The following is an 18,759-nucleotide window of genomic DNA, read 5'->3' as shown; positions in this document are numbered from 1 at the left end:
CTGATACTGAGAATTAAGTCTCAAAAATCAGTCTCCAGCGAGATTGTGATCAGAAAACAATTAATTTATATGTGTTTTTTCCAGTAATAAAAGTAACTTCTTTGTAGGTATAAATCGGATTTTAGTAAACATATCATCAACTATTTATTCATTGCTATAATGTATCACATATTTTTGCTTGGATGATCATTATACATCAACTTATCTGGAAAAACTTAGCAAGTTTAATTTGCCAATTGTTGATATCCTAATTTTCAGGTGAGCATTCAGCTTTTCGCTTCTAGCTATATTCCTGATTTAACCATCGTTCGCAAGCTGGACTCTTGCAATTTTTAACTGTCAATTCACTATCAAATATAACTATGATGCAATGGATTATACCTCTTATATTTATTCTAGTTGGCTTTCTGGCTGGCATAATTGGCGAAAAAGTTATTTTTAATAGAATTAAAAGCTTTGTTGTTAAGCGACAAATTCCTGGAAGTGAGATTATATTTCAATCACTGCACAGAATGACCTTTATTTGGTTTGTTTTGGCAGGTTTTTTTTGGGCTATTCTTAGTTCTCCTGTTAAACCAGGTATTGCTAATGTTCTGCAAAAAATCATCACCATAATTTTATTATATTCTGTAACTTTAGTTTTAGCTAGACTGACTGCCGGTTTTGTCAATTTATTTGTTCAACGTACCGAGGGAGTTTCTACATCCCTGCTCTCTAATTTAGCTAAAACAATTGTTTTAGTTTTGGGAACATTAATTCTTTTGCAAACTGTGGGTATTGAAATTACTCCCATAGTTACCACCTTGGGAATTGGAGGTTTAGCTGTTGGTTTAGCTCTCCAAGACACCTTAGCTAATTTATTTTCTGGTTTTTATTTAGTTATTTCTAAGCAGGTAAGAGCAGGGGATTATGTTAAATTAGATGATGGTCATCAAGGTTATGTCACAGATATTACTTGGCGAAACACCACAATCAAGGAAATTTCTAATAATGTGATTATTGTTCCTAATTCTAAGTTGGCTTCAGCAATTTTTACTAATTATCATCTACCTGCAAAAGAAATTACTTTAACTATGAATGTGGGTGTTAGTTATGATAGCGATTTGGAATTAGTGGAAAAAGTGACTATAGAAGTCGCTAAAGAAGTGATGCAGGAAATTGCACCAGAATTAATTCAGATTGAACCTTATCTGAGGTTTCACACTTTCAATGATTTTAGCATAGATTATACTCTTTATATGCGAGTCAGTGAATATTTTGACCAGCGCATTGGTAAACATTTGTTGGTGAAGAAGTTACACAAACGCTATCAACAAGAAGGTATTGAAATTCCTTTTCCAATTAGAGAAGTTTATATGCGTAGCGTTTGATTTAATTACGTAGAATTTTGTAGGGGTTTAGCAGTGCTGAACCCTTACAGGAGTCAGGAAAAAGATTCTATTTTCATCAGATTTAGTTTATACAGTAAGAGGGAACAGGGTAAAACTCTATTTTGTAAAGTGATTTAAAATTTTCTAGCAAAAAACGAGAAATAGATCATATAGTAATGTAAGTCTCAACTCGGTTGTGAAAGTTACAGTTACTCATAGTTAAACCTGTATGTATACAGTTAGTATTGAAACTCAACTTCATGCCTTGCGTCCGGGCGATCGCGTCAGATATTCTGGTGTAGATTGGGATATAAAAGATTACAGCACCTACCAAGATCCCCAAGGTTATCAAACAGAGGAATGGTTGTTAGTCTCCTCCGGTGGTTCGGAATATTACTTATTACGAGAATATGACCCCAGTGAGGAAATGAACTCTGTAACTTGGTATATTTCCCACCAGTTACATAATGTGTCTTTATATACTCCAGATTTTCCCAAAGATCAACTACAATTAACTACATTATGGAAAGAAATGCAAGCATTAAATACCCCTTATCCAGAATTAAAACTTTTTTATAAATCCTATTATTTCGATTCACAAACTGAAGGAAGTTATGATTCTGAAGGGAAAACAAAATCTCGCATTACTTGGAATTATTGGGATAAAGACCATTGTGTAAATTTAGCAATAGAAGCTTTTCCCAATCTACAATTAGAGATTTACTCAAGCAAAATAGTCAAGCCTGAAGAATCTCATAATATTCAAAAAGGCGTAGGTTCGCAACGTCAGCTATTGAGGTGGAAACCTGAATTAATTATTGAATTAATAATTGCGCTCATATTTTTGTCCATCGGTATATTTTTAATGATATTTGGGTAAAGTTTCTATGTCTATTTCCTTATTTGTTGAAAACTATGATCATGGTATTGCGTTTTATATCAATGGAGATTTACAGTTTGATAGTGCTGATGAGGCAATTTATCATGAAAATTTAGTAATTCCTGCTCTATCTTTAGCTGTCCAAAGATTTCCTGATACAGATTTACGGGTTTTGATTTGTGGTGGTGGTGATGGATTAGCTGCTAGAGATATTCTGCGTTTTTCTCAGGTAAAAAGCATTGATTTAGTAGACTATAACCCAGATGTTATTAACTTAGCAAATACAGTATTTAAACCTTACAATTTAGGCAGCTTAGAACATGAAAAAGTTACACTATACACTCAAGAAGCCTTTGGATTTGTGAGAGAATTAGTTGATGATTCTTATCATCTGGTAATTTGTGATTTCACCTGTCCTAAATCCGCTGAAGACGCAAAAATCTATAGTCAAGAATGGTTTCAAGAAGTTAATCGTATTTTAATTCCTTCTGGAATAGTTGCTGTTAACGGAGTTTCACCAAATTATGATACTCACGCTTTTTGGTGTTTATATCAAACCTTGCTATCAGTCAATTTTGCAACTAAACCCCTACAAATTCAAATTCCCTCATTTATTAACCATAATTATGGTGATTGGGGTTTCTTTTTAGGTTCAACACAAAGAATTTTGAGGACAGAAATTGAAAACATTGATTTCCCAAATCATTTAAATTATTTAACCCCTGAAAAGTTACTTCAAGTCTTTAGAATTGAACAAGAAATAGCAACAAATCGTCATCAGGTAACTATTCACACCTTAGAAAATGAACAGTTATTTTATTATCTTTTGAATTATCCATCTAACCCAGAAGATATACTATTAAATTCTGGTGAATATGTGGATTTTTTAGACATTGATGAACAGTTCAACGCCGAAATAGAAAATATTAATTCCTTAGATTTGGAATCTGTAGCTAAGTTTTGGTTAGAAAATATTTATGCTGCTCCCGATGCAGAAAAAGACTTACCAGATATTAACCAATTTGTACCAGTACGTCATCCCTACCATGAACCTAAGATGACAACATCTTGGTTAGATAATCTCCAAGGATTATTATCAGAAATAGACATTAACAAATTACTCAATACTTTACTAACTAGAGCGCAGGAATTACCACCACAAATTGCTAGTGAATTGAGGCATTTTGCTGATAAAATTAAGTATAATCAGCCTTTAGGCACGTTAAACCCTAAAATGGTTGAATTTATTACTTTGTTGTCTATAACACTGTTAATGACTAATTTAGTAGCACCAGATTCGGTATTTGCTAAAGGCTCATATTATGGTAGAAGTAGCAGTAGCAGCAGTAGTAGTTATAACGATGGTACTGGTGATGGTAAAATCATCGGTTTTATATTCACGTTATTTAGTAGTTACTGGATATATAGCATTATTAAAAGAATGCGAAATAATTAAAGATGAAGATGATGAATATTGATAATTATCACCCAACCATAGCAGAGAAAAATAAAATATCCTTAACAGTTCGAGAATTACAAGCTTCCGAAAATACAGCTTGGAATTTGTTAGTTAAATCTACTCCCAAGGGTTGCTTTATGCAAACTACAATTTGGGCAGATTTTAAAGAAATAGAAGGTTATAAAACCTTTCGTTATGGATTATATTCAGAAAATAATGATTTAGTGGGTGGGTGTATTTATTATTTATATCCCCATACTAATAAAGCCAATTTATTATTTACTCCTGGTGGTCCTATTTTACCAGAAAATACTTCAGAAAATGCTTCAGAAATAGGGATGAAGTTATTGTTAGAGAAAGGGGAAATTTTAGCCAGAGAACAGGGTGCTGTTGCTCTTCGCATTGAACCATTATGGCAGGAAAAACCTGATTATCTTCAAGATTTTGTTCGCGCACCTGCTGACTTATTACCTTGTGAAACTTTATTAATTGATTTACGTCCAAGTGTAGATGAAATTTTAGCATCTATGAAACCAAAAGGGCGTTATAATATTCGCCTCAGTCAACGTTATGGGGTGAAAATTGAATTTAGTAATGATTCCCAAACTATACCGAAATTCTATAATTTATTCTGGGAAACTGTAGAACGTCAAGAATTTTTTGGTGAACCATACAGCTTTTTTATCAATCTCTGTCAAACGTTATTTAAAGAAAATATGGCAGAAATTGGTTTAGCTAGTTGGAATGGAGAAATAATATCTGCTATTTTAGTAGTATATTGTGGTCATACAGCAACTTATTTATATGGTGGCAGCAACTTATTATATAAACAAGTCATGGCAAATTATGGCTTACATTGGCAAGCTATCCAAAGGACAAAAAATCGCGGTTGTCAAGTTTATGATTTCTATGGTTTTACCCGTGATCCTAATCACGGTTATGCCAAATTTTCTCAATTTAAAAGTCAATTTGGAGGTAAACATATTAAAACAATTGGCGCTCATGATTACTTTTTTTATGATCAGTTAGCAGATACATTAATTAGTTTATTTAAAAAGGTGTCAGGTGGTTAAAATGAATGAAATAATTAGCAAATTTTTCACTCAATCTGGTATTATTGTTATAGAATTAGTAGTAGGTTTTGGCTTATTTTGGGCAGGACAATTAGCTTATCAAAAATTATTTCGCAGACGGTTAGAATTAAATTTAGAATTATTTGTCAAAGATAATCCTGCGGTAGCTATTGCTTTAGTAGGTTACTATTTTGGGATTGTGATTGCGTTGGGTGGTGTTTTAGGAGAAACTGCAATTAATTGGCAAGACAAGGGTATTAATTTAGCTACCTATGGTGCAACAGCAATTATCTTTATGTTAGCTGGTGCATGGGTAGGAGATAAATTTATTTTGCGACAATTTAATTGTGAACGAGAAATTATTCAAGATAGAAATTTGGGTGCTGCTAATGTAGAAGCAGGAAATCATATTGCTAATGGTTTAATTTTAAATTCAGCTTTAGCTGGTGAAAATGGCAGTTGGTGGGTATCTTTAGTTTGTTGGTTAATAGGTTTAGTAACGCTGGTTGTAGTCAGTTCTGTTTATCCCCGTGTGACTAAATATAATGTATTTGCGGAAATAGAAAACCGCAATAACCCCGCCGCTGGTGTAGCTTTAGCAGGATTATTAATTGCCACTGGTAATATAGTTAGAGTGGCTTTTTATCCAGAGTTTACAAATTGGTTAGTTAGTTTTACCCAATATGGTTTAATTTTAGTATTTTGCTTGCTTTCTTTAATTGGTATTCGTTGGTTAGCAGATTTAATTTTAGTTCCCGGTGTGAAAATTTCCGATGAAATTGTGAATCAAGAAATACCTAATGTGGGTGCAGGTTTAATAGAAGCTTTTGCTTATATTGCGGCTTCTTTTTTAATTGCTTGGTGTTTTTAAAAACAGGGGTGTAAGGGTGTAGGGGAGAAATATTATTTTAAACCTTAAATGAAACAATTGTCAATTATCAATTATCAATTATCAATTGAGAAATAATGCCAATTATTCAGATATTCACAACTACTAAATTCTTGGGTGAGTAGCTGTGTTAAAAATTGCGCTTTTTGTAGGTTATCCTTTTGATAATCACAGATATGAATATCAATAGTAACTTTGCTTTCCTCCGGCCAAAAGTGTAATGCTATGTGAGACTCTGCTAATAAAATCACTGCTGATACTCCCTGGGGTTGAAATGCAAAACTCACTTCACCGACTACAGTCAGTTCCGCAGTATCAGCAGCTTTTTTTAAAACTTCTATAAAATCTGTTTTCTGCCAATTAAAAACAGTCTGTTGAACTGGTAAAATTGCAGAAAAATGATGTGACTTAATCAATATTTCCTCACTGTCACCTGTCACCTGTCACCTGTCACCTTTTCTCACAGGTTTAACTGTATATTTTGATGCAAAATTAGCAGCCTCACCTGCACTTACCATAGCTCTGTAGATTAAAGCACAAATTTCGGCTCTGGTAGCTTGTTTTCTACCATTCAATAATCTTACATTAGGATAGTTGACAATTACACCATTTTGTGTTAAAGCCGCGATAAATTCTCGATGTTCGCTTCTGATAGTGGCAGCATCTTGATAAATGGATAATATATCTTTTGTGGAACCGGTAAATTTATAATTTAATCCTTTTGCTAAGGTGATTAAAACATCAAGACGGGTAAGTTTTTGTGTGGGGTTAAAGTTTCTGCTGTTAACAACTGTGAAAAAGCCCATTTCGTAAGTTTCGCGGATGGCATCATACGCCCAATAATTTTTAGGAACATCTCGAAAAGCGGGGGCATTTCGCACTTTACTTTTAATAAAGACTTTTTGCAATAGGGCGGCTAGTTGGGCGCGGGTGACTGGGGCGTTAGGACGAAATGTACCATCAGGATAACCATCTATGATTTCCATTGCTGCCAATTCGGCGATATAATCTTTAGCCCAGTAGTCTTGGGGAATATCAGAAAAGTTGACTCGAATACCCCTAGCTACACCTACGGAACGATATTTAGCTAATAACTCGTTTAGTTGATAGGTAGCGTTGTTACTCAGTTGGGTTAACTGTACCAAACTGCCAGGAATAGATGTTAAGGCTGGTGCTAGTTTAGGATCATAAACGGGAATGGTTTTACCTGCTAAGGCAAACTCACCTTCGCTGAAGGTTGCAGGATAAACACTGGTTTTAGCAACGTTAGCAAAACCAGCTGCTTGGTATTGAGTAATGTCGATATTTTCGGAACTGGTGAGGAAGGTAACTTTTTGGTTTTTGAGTTCTGTGAAGTAGTCGTAGTTGATAGCTGCATCTCTGTCAACGATGCCATCTTCGTTATTATCAACACCATAAAAAACGCGAACTACGGGATTTTCGCTGGGTTTGGCTGATAAAATGAGGTTTACTGCTGTATGATCAGGTAAACAAGCAAATTCAGTGTAGCCAATAAAACGGTTTTTAGTATCATACAATCGGACAACGATGCGATCGCCCAATTTAAAACCATTGACAAATTTGGCTTTTTGCTTAATCTTATATTTGTAATCGCCTAAAAATCTTTCTTTGTGATATTTCTCGCCATATTTCGCTTTAATAGATATCCGGGCAATTACTTCAGAAATTGTACCACCCGGTTGCCAAATATATAAACTAAAACCTGACTTTTCTCTCCTGACAGAAGCAGTAGGAGTTGATGTTTCTTCCTCTTGAGTAGTTTCTTGTGCTAAAAGCTGCTGATCATTGATTTTTGATGGGATTGTAACAGATACAGCAGATAGTTGAGATGCCGCCAAGGTAGAATGTATTGGCGACAAGGCTATGATAGAAACTGATGCTATCAGGACTTTCCTAGAATTAGTTAATCTACTTAAAATCATAGTATTTGATCTGACATTAGACCACTAAATAAGTAAGATTTAGTAGTGATTTTGATGCTACGTGAAAGTTACAGGTGCTAGTGTACATCTTATGTAGTTTTTTCGCTCATGTTTTGTCTAGAATGCCAGGAGGATTACCATAAAGAAACAATACTTTAGGAATCTTAACCAATCATGTTAACAAGCGAGAACTTACAAACTGAGAACTTACAAACATTAGAAAAACAAGTTTGGACTTGGCAAAATTATAAAATTCAATATACTGTGATGGGTACAGGTCAGCCTTTAGTTCTCATTCACGGTTTTGGTGCTTCTATAGGACACTGGCGCAAAAATATCCCTGTTTTAGCCCATGCTGGTTATCGGGTGTTTGCTTTGGATTTATTGGGTTTTGGTGGTTCTGACAAAGCGACTATAGATTATAGCATGGAAGTGTGGGTAAAACTATTAAAAGATTTTTATGATGCACACATTCAAACACCGGCTATATTTATAGGAAATTCCATTGGCGCACTGTTGAGTTTAATAATTCTCACAGAACATCCTGAAATTGCTACTGGGGGAGTATTAATAAATTCTGCTGGTGGTTTGAGTCATCGTCCCCATGAATTAAACCCGGTTTTACGAGTGTTCATGGCTACTTTTAACAAGTTGGTAGCTAACCCAGTCACAGGAAAATTTGTTTTTAACCGCATTCGCCAAAAATCACAAATTCGCCGCACTTTGTATCAAGTATATTGCGATCGCAATGCTGTAACTGATGAACTTGTCGATCTACTTTATACACCATCTTGTGATCCAGGAGCGCAACAAGTTTTTGCTTCCATCCTCACTGCACCACCAGGACCTGCACCCGAAGAACTATTACCCAAATTAAAACAAGCTTTACTTGTAATTTGGGGAGCAAATGATCCTTGGACACCAATTACCGGGGCTAAAATTTATGAAGATGCAGGAAACAATGGCAAAGATATTAAAATTGTGCCTATTGCTAACGCCGGTCATTGTCCCCATGATGAAGTTCCAGATATTGTCAACACTGCAATTATTGACTGGTTAGCACAGAAAAACTGGAAGTCCGTAGGGTAAAACATCAAAATCATCTGGAATTGGTAATGGGTAATGGGTAATGGGTAATTGGTGAATATCATTACCTGTTACCTAATTCCTCTCTCAACTGAGGACAATCTTTTTTCAAATTTTGTCTTGACAAAATAACATTTATATGTGTTTTTTATGATAGAGTTTGATGTCAATCATGGATATAAAGAGAATAAACCCTACAACAATTATCCAGATTTTTCCGCATTTGGCTATCAAGTAATTCAAGAATTAGGTAGAAACTCAGAAGGAGGACGCATTACTTATTTAGCTAATCATATCAACTCTCAAAAACAAGTAGTAATTAAGGAATTTTGTTTTGCAAATACGACTGCTGACTGGTATGGTGTGAAAGCTTATGAAAGGGAAATGCAGTTTTTACAAAGATTAAATCATCCCCGCATCCCTCATTATATAGATTCTTTTGAAACACCAGGATGTTTCTATTTAGTCCAAGAATATAAAAACGCCCCATCATTAGGTTTGAGACGCTGCTTTCATCCCCAAGAAATAAAGGAAATTGCTTTATCAATTTTAGAGATTTTAGTTTATCTACAAGAACAAAAACCTAAAATTATTCATCGAGATATCAAACCAGATAATATTTTAGTAGACCAGCAATTACAAGCTTATTTAGTAGATTTTGGTTTAGCAAAAAAACAGGATGAAAAAGCAGTTTTGAGTACATTGGTTGCTGGTACTCCGGGGTTTATTCCCCCAGAAGCGGAATTTGGACATCCTTTAACAGCAGCTTCAGATTTATATAGTTTAGGTGTAACATTAATTTGTTTACTTACTAATACTATTAGTGCTAATATTGGTAAGTTAATTGATGAAAATTATCGGTCTAATTTTCATACATTACTTCCTTATATCAGTCCGAGTTTTCGATCATGGTTAAAGAAAATGGTTGCACCAAATCGTAAACATCGTTATGCTAATGCGGCGGATGCTTTAGCAGCATTAACACCTATTCCGGTGATGGGTGAAAAAAATCAATTAATTAATGTTTATTCAGGAATATATAATCAAAGGAATTTCACTATTTTGGGTTTAAGTATTATGGGATTATTATTAGGATGGGGTGCAAGTTCCTTTATTTCTCTTCCTGGTAATGCAGTTAATTCTAGTATGCAGTTAAAAAATGATCATAGTAATAGTATACCTACAGTTGATTTTTAAAATAGATGAAATTAAAAACTCGATTTATATTTTAATTGAAAGTTTAATTTAATAAATCGAGTTGGGGAATAATTTCAAGTTTCAAATATCTAACAAATATCTCATACCTAATTTTATATCATTGTTGTTACTTCCTCCACTGCTAAACTTAAAGCTTCTGCTACTTGTTCCACACTCAAACCCATTGCTAACAGTTTGGGAATAGCATCTTTTCTTGCTTGTTCTGCTTTTTCTGCACGTTGTTTTTCTTGTTCGGCACGTTGTTTTTCTTGTTCTTTTTCTTGAACAATTTGATCATAACTTGCGAAAGGTTTACCATCAGGATGATATATTTCTAAGGTTTCATCCGTCAGTAAAAACCGAATTTTCAAAAGAGGACTAATATATTCTTGGGTTGGGGGAATAGGTTCTAAAATATCCTCCCCTCTTAACCATCCTTGAAAATCATTATTTTCTGGATCATATATATAGTATTCTTGGACTCCATAACGATCATAAAATAGTAATTTTTTCTCCATTTCTATTTTTGTATTGCTGGGAGAAAGAATTTCAAAAACTACCTGGGGTGGAATATTATCTTCTCTCCATTGTAAATAGGAAAGTCTATCAATTTTCGGTCTTCCTAAAACTACTAAAACATCAGGTGCGGTGACAATGGTATTTTTCCCTTCTACCGGATACCAAAATAAATCACCAGCCACAAATACGTTAGGATCATTTATAAATAGATAATCAAGATTTTGTTTGATTTCTACTAACCATCGAAATTGAATTGTGTTATTAGCCACTGGTTGTCCGTCACAGTCAGGGTAGATGACTTCTGTTTGTTCTGGGGCTGAGATTTGCAAAATCATAATTCTCTCCTCAGCAATATTTTTTACTAATTTTATAATAATTGAAAATCAGAACGAACCGCAAAGGACGCAAAGGACACGAAGGAAGAAAAGAGAGAAGATTTCAAAGATCAGAAAATTACGTTATTATTAAGGACTGTTTCACTGTGTAACCTTCTCTCTGCCAATATGTCAGAACACCTAGCAACAACTTTAAGCGATCGCCTTCCCTATCCCCAAAATAGCCAAAAAAACCAGCAAAATACTATTCGTATTCGGGGCGCTAGGCAGCATAATCTCAAAAATATTGATTTGGAATTACCCCGCGATCAGTTAATTGTGTTTACTGGTGTTTCTGGTTCGGGTAAGTCTTCTTTGGCCTTTGATACCATTTTTGCAGAAGGTCAACGGCGTTATGTGGAATCTCTGAGTGCTTATGCTCGGCAATTTTTGGGTCAGTTGGATAAACCCGATGTGGAATCTATCGAGGGTTTAAGTCCTGCTATTTCCATTGACCAAAAATCAACTTCCCACAACCCCCGTTCTACAGTGGGAACAGTCACGGAAATTTATGATTATCTGCGGTTGCTTTATGGCCGTGCTGGTGAACCCCATTGTCCTCACTGCGATCGCTCTATTTCCCCCCAAACCATTGACGAAATGTGCGATCGCATCCTTGCACTTCCTGACCGCACCCGTTTCCAAATTCTTGCACCGGTTGTCCGGGGGAAAAAGGGTACTCACCGCAAACTCATTTCTAGTTTAGCCGCTCAAGGTTTTGTTCGGATCAGGGTGGATGGAGAGGTGTTAGAACTCTCAGATTCTATTGAATTGGATAAAAATATTACACATAATATAGAACTGGTTATTGACAGGCTCGTTAAAAAAGACGGTATACAAGAACGTTTGGTTGATTCTCTCACCACCTGCCTCAAGCAATCTCACGGAATTGCTGCAATTGAGGTATTAAATGATACATCAAATAAAGTAGCGCAGGAGCGACAACATAGTAAGTATATAGGAAATGGGGAGGAAAGTCAAGGTATTTCCGAACAAGAATTACCCACAGAAATGGTATTTTCAGAAAACTTTGCTTGTCCAGAACATGGTGCGGTAATGGAAGAATTATCACCCCGTTTGTTTTCTTTTAATTCTCCCTATGGTGCTTGTTCTCACTGTCATGGAATTGGCACTTTAAGAAGGTTTTCTGAGGAGTTATTGATACCTAATCCCGAAGCACCGATTTATGCAGCGATCGCACCTTGGTCAGAAAAGGAAAATTCCTATTATTTAGAGTTATTATATACTTTAGGGTTAGATTATGGATTTGAGTTACAAACTCAATGGAAGAACTTAACCAGAGAACAGCAACAAATAGTTTTATTTGGGGAAGAGAAACGAACCACAGAGACACAGAGAAAGCAGAGTTTTAAAGGTGTAATTCCCATTTTGCAACGGCAATATGAGGGAGGAACGGAGTTAGTTAAGCAGAAGTTAGAGGAATTTTTAATAGATCAACCTTGTGAAGTTTGTGGAGGGAAAAGATTAAAGCCGGAAGCTTTAGCTGTGAAGTTAGGACAATATGGAATTTTAGATTTAACGAGTGTGTCAATTCGGGAATGTCGGGAGAGGGTAGAAAATTTGCAATTAAGTCCCCGACAAATGCAAATTGCTGATTTAGTTTTACGGGAAGTTAAAGCTAGATTACAATTTTTATTAGATGTAGGTTTGGATTATTTAACCTTAGATCGTCCGGCAATGACATTATCAGGAGGAGAAGCACAAAGAATTAGATTAGCTACACAAATCGGTTCTGGTTTAACAGGAGTTCTTTATGTTTTAGACGAACCAAGTATCGGTTTGCATCAAAGAGATAACGGAAGATTGTTGAAAACTTTAACCAAATTACGAGATTTAGGAAATACATTAATAGTTGTTGAACATGATGAAGAAACTATTCGGGAAGCAGATCATATAGTTGATATTGGACCCGGTGCTGGTATTCATGGGGGAAATATTATTGCACAGGGAAATATAGAAGACTTATTAAATGCAGAAGCATCATTAACAGGTGCTTACCTATCAGGAAAAAGAGTAATTCATACCCCTGGAACAAGAAGAGAAGGAAACGGTAGAAGTTTAAGAATAAAAAACGCCCATCGTAACAACTTAAAAAACATAGATGTAGAAATTCCCTTAGGAAAACTGGTTGCTGTGACTGGAGTTTCTGGTTCAGGAAAATCAACATTAATCCACGAATTACTATATCCAGCATTACAACATCATCTTTTAAAAAGAGTACCACTTCCCAAAGAAATCGAAGAAATAAAAGGATTAAACTGTGTAGATAAAGCCATAGTTATAGATCAATCACCCATAGGCAGAACACCCAGATCAAACCCTGCAACCTACACAGGAGTTTTTGATGTCATTAGAGATGTATTTTCCCAAACCATCGAAGCTAAAACCAGAGGATATAAACCAGGACAATTTTCCTTCAACGTCAAAGGTGGCAGATGTGAAGCGTGTAGTGGACAAGGAGTAAACGTCATAGAAATGAACTTTTTACCAGACGTTTATGTACAATGCGAAGTTTGTAAAGGAGCAAGATATAACCGCGAAACCCTACAAGTGAAATACAAAGAAAAATCAATTTCCGACGTTTTAAACATGACCGTTGAAGAAGCATTAGCATTTTGTGAAAACATTCCCAAAGCAGTCACCAGATTACAAACATTAGTAGACGTAGGATTAGGATATGTACAACTAGGACAACCAGCCACCACATTATCAGGAGGAGAAGCGCAACGGGTGAAATTAGCAACAGAATTATCTCGACGCGCAACCGGAAAAACATTATATTTAATAGACGAACCAACAACCGGGTTGTCTTTTTACGACGTTCATAAATTATTAGACGTTCTCCAAAGATTAGTAGACAAAGGAAACTCAATTTTAGTAATAGAACATAACTTAGACGTTATTCGTTGTGCAGATTGGGTAATAGACTTAGGACCAGAAGGAGGAGACAAAGGAGGAGAAATAATAGCAGCAGGAACACCAGAACAAATAGCAGAAAACCCCCATTCCCACACAGGAAAATATCTGCAACAAGTATTAAAACAATACCCACCCCAAAACCCTCTTTAACCTCTCTTCCTTTGCGTACTTTGCGTACTTTGCGGTTCGTTTCTTAAAAATCTTCAATCCTCACGCAAAGACGCAAAGACGCAAAGAAAGAATATAATTATCAATATAGTAAAGGAGAAAAGTTTATGCAGTTAACAATAAAAGACGTAGAAATACTACAACAAAACCTATCCAAAGAACAAGAAGACTATCAAATAGAACTGCAAGAAGGAAACCTCTTAGTTATGGGACCATCAGATATTGAATCTAGTGAAATTGGTGCAGAATTGATCAGATTATTAGGTAACTGGATTAAACCCCGGAACTTAGGGAGAATATTTGACTCAAGCGGTGGTTTCATCATGCCAAACACAGACCTCCGCGCACCCGATGTTTCCTTCGTTGTTGCTTCCAGATTAAAACGCACAGTTAGAGACTTTGGAAACCTAGTTCCTGATTTGGTAGTAGAAATTAAATCAAAAACTGATAGAATCGGAAAATTAGAAGATAAAGTTAAACTCTTTTTAGAACAAGGTGCAAAAATCGGCATATTAATTAATCCTGATGAAAGAACCGTAAGCGTATATCGTCCCAACGGAGAAATTGAAACCTTCACAGGAGATGATAAATTAACCATACCCGAATTATTTCCCGGTTGGGAAATAAACATCTCTGAAATTTGGCCACCTGTATTTGAATAAATTAAAAACCCTCTTTTCCTCTCTTCCTTCGTGTCCTTCGTGTCTTCGTGGTTCATTTCCTCAATCTTTAATTCTCACGCAAAGACGCAATCTCCGTTAGGAGATCCCGCAGGGTAGACGCAAAGAGGAGAAAGAGAGGTTATAATATCGAAAGATTAAAGGAGAAAGATTAATAATGCAAACCATAAAACTAGAATCTCACATTGGTAATGATGGAATTTTACACATACCCTTACCAGAAATCAAAGATGCTGATGTAGAAGTAATTATAGTTTATCAACAAGTTCAAAAACCGCAAAAACGTCAATGGTCTTCAGAATTTCTGAGTACATTTGGAGCGTGGGAAGGAGAAGCATTAGAAAGAGCGCCCCAAGAAGAACAATCTGAAAGAGAACCATTGTTATGATTTATCTGTTAGATACCAATACTTGTATTGGCTATATTAACCGTCGCAATAACTCAATCTATCAGCGTATTACTTCTTTATCTCCAGAAGAAGTAGTTATTTGTGATATTGTAAAATTCGAGCTTTATTATGGAACATATAATAGTTCTCGGACAGAAGAAAACCTAGCAACTCTACAAAAATTTTTTGCAGATTTTGTCAGTTTACCTTTTGATGGTAAAGCTGCTGCTATATGTGGATATATTCGATCTCAACTCAAAAACCAGGGAACACCCATAGGAAGTTATGATTTACAAATTGCGGCGATCGCCCTAACTAACAACTTAACATTAGTCACCCACAACACCAGAGAATTTTCACGCATTCCCGAATTAAAATTAGAAGACTGGGAAAATTTCTAATTCCTAATATCCTGGATTTAAGAATTTACAGGATGTAAACATCAACAAAAATTCTTCCTCTCTTCCTCTCTTCCTTCGTGTCCTTCGTGTCTTCGTGGTTCATTTCCTCAATCTTTAATTCTCACGCAAAGACGCAAAGACGCAAAGGAAGAAAGAGCTTGTCCTAAGAATTGTTTAAAAAATTCAGAACTTAAACCATCGGATAATTAAACCTTTTACGAATAGCTGCTATTACTTGAGTTTCTTCAGGTGTAATTACTCCATCTAAATTAGCAATTTTTTCACATTGTGCTAGTAAAGCAACTGCAAAATCACTATTAACTTGCTCAAGCAACTGTGCTAACGGTGGTGGTGATTTAATATGAGCAGCAATTTCATCCAAAGAAGCAGGACTCAGATTAGCTGCTTTTAACTCTGGTAAAATATTTTCCCAAGTTTTATCAGGATTACCAGCTAAAACAATATGAACCAATATTTGATCCATAATTTTTGTTTGAGAAATAGCAACTTCTAAATATTTTTCGCTCTCTTTTTGAGCATCTACCAAAGTCGCTTCTAAAGTTAATGGATTTTTTTTTGCTTCATAAAATTGACAAGCAGCATAACCTAATCCATAAATCATCACGGCATTGGAACTAGCACCAATCACTGCACCAGCAACAGGCATATTTCGCAATAAACCTAAACCTGCTTGAATTGCGGTTTTTCCTCCTAAGCCTAAACCAAAAATAGCTGCTACTTCACCTTTACGTTCTGAATCTTGTAAATCCATTCCATAAGCAGCAGCAATTTGATAAACTAACTCAGCCGATAATGCAGCCGTCGCCAGGTAATCTACAGCAAACATGGCCGCAGCTTGTCCCGGTGCAAGACTACTAACCCAAGTTGCTAGTTATGGGGAAGAGCGATCGCTAATGCTTGTCCTACAACTTGGGTTGCTTGTATAGCTGCACCTCCAACAGCACCACCAAGACCCATAGCTGCACCACCAACCGCTTCTGCTGTTCCTGCGATCACACCACCAAAACCTATAGCTGCACTACCAACTGTTTCTGCTGTTCCTGCGATCGCACCACCAAGACCCATAGCTGCACCACCAACCGCTTCTGCTGTTCCGGCGATCGCACCACCAAAACCTATAGCTGCACTACCAACTGTTTCTGCTGTTCCGGCGATCGCACCAAAAAAGGAATTAAAAAAAGATGGTTGTTCTGTAGATAACTGACTTTCTGTTTGCTGCACTATTGATGTATAATTTAATTCTAATTCTTCCTGCCAATCTGGAAAATCTTCACCTGTTTCTCGTGCATATATTTTTACTTTTTTCACAGAGTCAATAGATAAATTCAGCAAGTTATCACGAATACAAGCAATGATTGACTCTTTTTCTGGAACTGTTGCTGATTCTAGCATTATCTGGAGACAGTCCTGTTTAAGAGTTGTTTTGACAGTAATACTAGGTGAGTGCAACCACTGATTAACAAGATGATTAATCGCGTTGATATCCCCTGACTTGGCAAGTTCGCTATTATTAGACTGGTTCATAAATTTATAAGTGAAAACACTTTACATACAGAAATCGTATTTTACTTATAAATACCTGTCAATAGGCTTTAAATAAAAGTAGTCAAAGTTAACAGTATTTAATTTTAATTAATCAAGCGTCAAAAGAATCCTGTCAATCCTTAAATCCTGGACATCCTGATATGGCTTACGCCACGCTTCGCTATCAGACAAATAAAATCCTTCTTATTTCAATAAACCCCCCGCTTAAAAAACTGCTGCAAAATCTCCCCCGGTCCCCGATCCCAAGTATCAATATGTTCAAAAATCAAACCCTGATCATTTAACTTATAAGTCGAATAACCATTAAAAAATAACCGCGCTTTCCAGGGAACACGCAACACACCCCGCACCGTCCAAGTTGCTAAAATCGTACCTTCATCAGTTTGAGAAACATCATGTAAATCAAAAGCAAGTTCCGTAAAAAACAACTGACCATGAAAACGCAAAGTCCAAAAAATAATCCGATAATTAAACTTACCCTTAAACTTATTCACCGGGTCACGAAACCAGATATCCTCAGAATAGATATCATAGGAAATATCCTGCTCAAACAAAGTCGGTAAATCTTGCTTGAGAACTTCAATTATCTGTTTTGTTTCTAATTTCATCACTGATATTATACCTTAAAATCCTTCTCAACCGTTTTTCCAATCTTTACCCCTCAAAATTCCATCGCTTCCGCAATGTTTTTTCTTAACTTGAGAACCTGACTATCAGTTTTCGTTCACCAGACACCTCGTATTTCTACTCTACTTATTGACAACCTAACTTTTTATAGATGTTCTCATGAAAAATACTTTGTATAATTGCTCTTAATGAAAATTACAGAAGTTTTGAATCTATCAAATGTTATGTCTATCATCGAAAATTCCTGGACACACGCTTATATCACCACCAATGGCATCAAATTACATTATGTCACCCAAGGGGACGGACCGTTAATGTTAATGTTGCATGGTTTTCCAGAATTTTGGTACTCGTGGCGGCATCAAATACCCCCATTTTCTCAAGATTACCACGTTGTTGCTCTTGATTTGCGTGGTTATAACGATAGTGATAAACCTCAAGCGCAGTCTGCTTATGTGATGGATGAATTGGTTAAAGACATAGAAGGAGTAATCAAAGGTTTAGGATATGAAAGTTGTATTTTAGTCGCTCATGATTGGGGTGGTGCGATCGCTTGGAATTTTGCATACACTCACCCTGATATGGTAGAAAAATTAATTATACTCAACCTCCCCCATCCCGCCAAATTTGCACAAGGTTTAAGCACACCCCAACAATTATTACGCAGTTATTATATTTTATTATTTCAACTGCCGTTAATTCCTGAACTAATCCTGCAAGCTTCAGACTATGAAGCTATAGGTAAAGCTATTCAAGGTACAGCTTTTAATAAAAACGCCTTCACCCAAGCAGACATTGAAGCCTATAAAGATGCTGCCGCAAAACGAGGTGCAATGACAGCCATGTTGAACTATTATCGCAACATTTTTCAACAGGGTATCCTCCACAAACATTGGAGTATTTTGGAAGTTCCTACCCTGATGATTTGGGGAGAACATGACACCGCACTAGGTAAAGAACTTACTTATGGTACACAAGAATACGTCAGAAACTTACAAATCAAATATATTCCTAATTCTGGTCATTGGGTACAACAAGAACAGCCAGAATTAGTCACAGAGTATATGCGCGAATTTCTGCTGTGAAAGAGCTATTTACTAAGAAAAAATACTCATTTGTCACCGCAATAAAACTGTGTTATGTAATGCAACTTAAGAATATTTAACAATAAACTTAACAAACAGAATTCACATTTAATC

Annotated in this window: 18 protein-coding genes; 12 read left to right on the top strand and 6 right to left on the bottom strand. The window is 35.9% G+C overall.

The annotated features are described in order from the left end of the window. Positions 1 to 362: 362 nt before the first annotated feature. The 5 genes from K2F26_RS20565 (at position 363) to K2F26_RS20545 (ending at position 5,653) form a co-directional block, all read left to right on the top strand. Positions 363 to 1,370 carry a mechanosensitive ion channel family protein gene (locus K2F26_RS20565; RefSeq protein WP_220609276.1) on the top strand — a complete coding sequence of 336 codons (1,008 nt, stop codon included), beginning with the start codon at positions 363 to 365 and terminating at the stop codon, positions 1,368 to 1,370. Positions 1,371 to 1,599: 229 nt separating this feature from the next. After that, on the top strand, positions 1,600 to 2,250 hold the full coding sequence (locus tag K2F26_RS20560) for a DUF4178 domain-containing protein (RefSeq protein WP_220609275.1): 651 nt from the start codon (positions 1,600 to 1,602) through the stop codon (positions 2,248 to 2,250). Positions 2,251 to 2,257: 7 nt separating this feature from the next. Beyond that, on the top strand, positions 2,258 to 3,706 hold the full coding sequence (locus tag K2F26_RS20555) for a spermine/spermidine synthase domain-containing protein (protein WP_220609274.1): 1,449 nt from the start codon (positions 2,258 to 2,260) through the stop codon (positions 3,704 to 3,706). An 8-nt stretch (positions 3,707 to 3,714) separates the two neighbouring features. After that, positions 3,715 to 4,782, top strand: a complete 1,068-nt coding sequence (locus tag K2F26_RS20550; RefSeq protein WP_246605430.1) for a lipid II:glycine glycyltransferase FemX — start codon at positions 3,715 to 3,717, stop codon at positions 4,780 to 4,782. A gap of 1 nt (position 4,783) precedes the next feature. Continuing rightward, positions 4,784 to 5,653 (top strand): DUF350 domain-containing protein, encoded by an 870-nt coding sequence (locus K2F26_RS20545; RefSeq protein WP_220609273.1) that lies wholly within the window; start codon positions 4,784 to 4,786, stop codon positions 5,651 to 5,653. 74 nt (positions 5,654 to 5,727) lie between these two features. Here K2F26_RS20545 and K2F26_RS20540 read toward each other — a convergent pair whose 3' ends face one another. Next, positions 5,728 to 6,111, bottom strand: coding sequence for an S-adenosylmethionine decarboxylase family protein (locus K2F26_RS20540; protein ID WP_246605429.1), 384 nt, complete (start codon positions 6,109 to 6,111; stop codon positions 5,728 to 5,730). Positions 6,112 to 6,114: 3 nt separating this feature from the next. Next, positions 6,115 to 7,614, bottom strand: coding sequence for an S-layer homology domain-containing protein (locus tag K2F26_RS20535; protein ID WP_220609272.1), 1,500 nt, complete (start codon positions 7,612 to 7,614; stop codon positions 6,115 to 6,117). Positions 7,615 to 7,788: 174 nt separating this feature from the next. Here K2F26_RS20535 and K2F26_RS20530 point away from each other — a divergent pair, with 174 nt between their 5' ends. Further along, a complete protein-coding gene (locus tag K2F26_RS20530) occupies positions 7,789 to 8,703 on the top strand; it encodes an alpha/beta fold hydrolase (RefSeq protein WP_220609271.1) in 915 nt (304 codons plus the stop codon). Positions 8,704 to 8,853: 150 nt separating this feature from the next. After that, positions 8,854 to 9,897, top strand: coding sequence for a serine/threonine protein kinase (locus K2F26_RS20525; RefSeq protein WP_220611965.1), 1,044 nt, complete (start codon positions 8,854 to 8,856; stop codon positions 9,895 to 9,897). 113 nt (positions 9,898 to 10,010) lie between these two features. Here K2F26_RS20525 and K2F26_RS20520 read toward each other — a convergent pair whose 3' ends face one another. Next, a complete protein-coding gene (locus K2F26_RS20520; protein ID WP_220609270.1) occupies positions 10,011 to 10,751 on the bottom strand; it encodes a Uma2 family endonuclease in 741 nt (246 codons plus the stop codon). A gap of 168 nt (positions 10,752 to 10,919) precedes the next feature. Between K2F26_RS20520 and uvrA the strand changes: the two genes are divergently transcribed. The 4 genes from uvrA to vapC all read left to right on the top strand — a co-directional run bounded on the left by uvrA (position 10,920) and on the right by vapC (position 15,367). Further along, on the top strand, positions 10,920 to 13,880 hold the full coding sequence (uvrA, locus tag K2F26_RS20515; protein ID WP_220609269.1) for an excinuclease ABC subunit UvrA: 2,961 nt from the start codon (positions 10,920 to 10,922) through the stop codon (positions 13,878 to 13,880). A gap of 125 nt (positions 13,881 to 14,005) precedes the next feature. Continuing rightward, positions 14,006 to 14,560, top strand: coding sequence for a Uma2 family endonuclease (locus tag K2F26_RS20510; RefSeq protein WP_220609268.1), 555 nt, complete (start codon positions 14,006 to 14,008; stop codon positions 14,558 to 14,560). A gap of 175 nt (positions 14,561 to 14,735) precedes the next feature. Then, the gene (locus tag K2F26_RS20505; protein ID WP_220609267.1) at positions 14,736 to 14,966 is read left to right on the top strand and encodes a hypothetical protein; all 231 of its coding nucleotides are present in this window, start codon (positions 14,736 to 14,738) and stop codon (positions 14,964 to 14,966) included. After that, positions 14,963 to 15,367, top strand: coding sequence for a type II toxin-antitoxin system tRNA(fMet)-specific endonuclease VapC (gene vapC, locus K2F26_RS20500; RefSeq protein ID WP_194059230.1), 405 nt, complete (start codon positions 14,963 to 14,965; stop codon positions 15,365 to 15,367). Before K2F26_RS20505 ends, vapC begins: the two co-directional genes overlap by 4 nt. 190 nt (positions 15,368 to 15,557) lie before the next feature. Here vapC and K2F26_RS24965 read toward each other — a convergent pair whose 3' ends face one another. The 3 genes from K2F26_RS24965 to K2F26_RS20490 form a co-directional block, all read right to left on the bottom strand. Further along, entirely contained in the window at positions 15,558 to 16,214 is a 657-nt protein-coding gene (locus K2F26_RS24965) for a hypothetical protein (RefSeq protein WP_246605428.1), read from the bottom strand. Between the two features lie 41 nt (positions 16,215 to 16,255). Beyond that, positions 16,256 to 16,912, bottom strand: coding sequence for a hypothetical protein (locus K2F26_RS24960; RefSeq protein WP_246605427.1), 657 nt, complete (start codon positions 16,910 to 16,912; stop codon positions 16,256 to 16,258). A 209-nt stretch (positions 16,913 to 17,121) separates the two neighbouring features. Further along, entirely contained in the window at positions 17,122 to 17,541 is a 420-nt protein-coding gene (locus tag K2F26_RS20490; protein ID WP_220609266.1) for a C6orf136 family protein, read from the bottom strand. 243 nt (positions 17,542 to 17,784) lie between these two features. Here K2F26_RS20490 and K2F26_RS20485 point away from each other — a divergent pair, with 243 nt between their 5' ends. Beyond that, positions 17,785 to 18,645, top strand: coding sequence for an alpha/beta fold hydrolase (locus tag K2F26_RS20485; RefSeq protein ID WP_220609265.1), 861 nt, complete (start codon positions 17,785 to 17,787; stop codon positions 18,643 to 18,645). The last annotated feature ends 114 nt before the right edge of the window (positions 18,646 to 18,759 follow it).

It is taken from the genome of Sphaerospermopsis torques-reginae ITEP-024, assembly GCF_019598945.1.
GTDB lineage: Bacteria > Cyanobacteriota > Cyanobacteriia > Cyanobacteriales > Nostocaceae > Sphaerospermopsis.
This window is presented reverse-complemented; position numbering and strand designations above follow the sequence as displayed.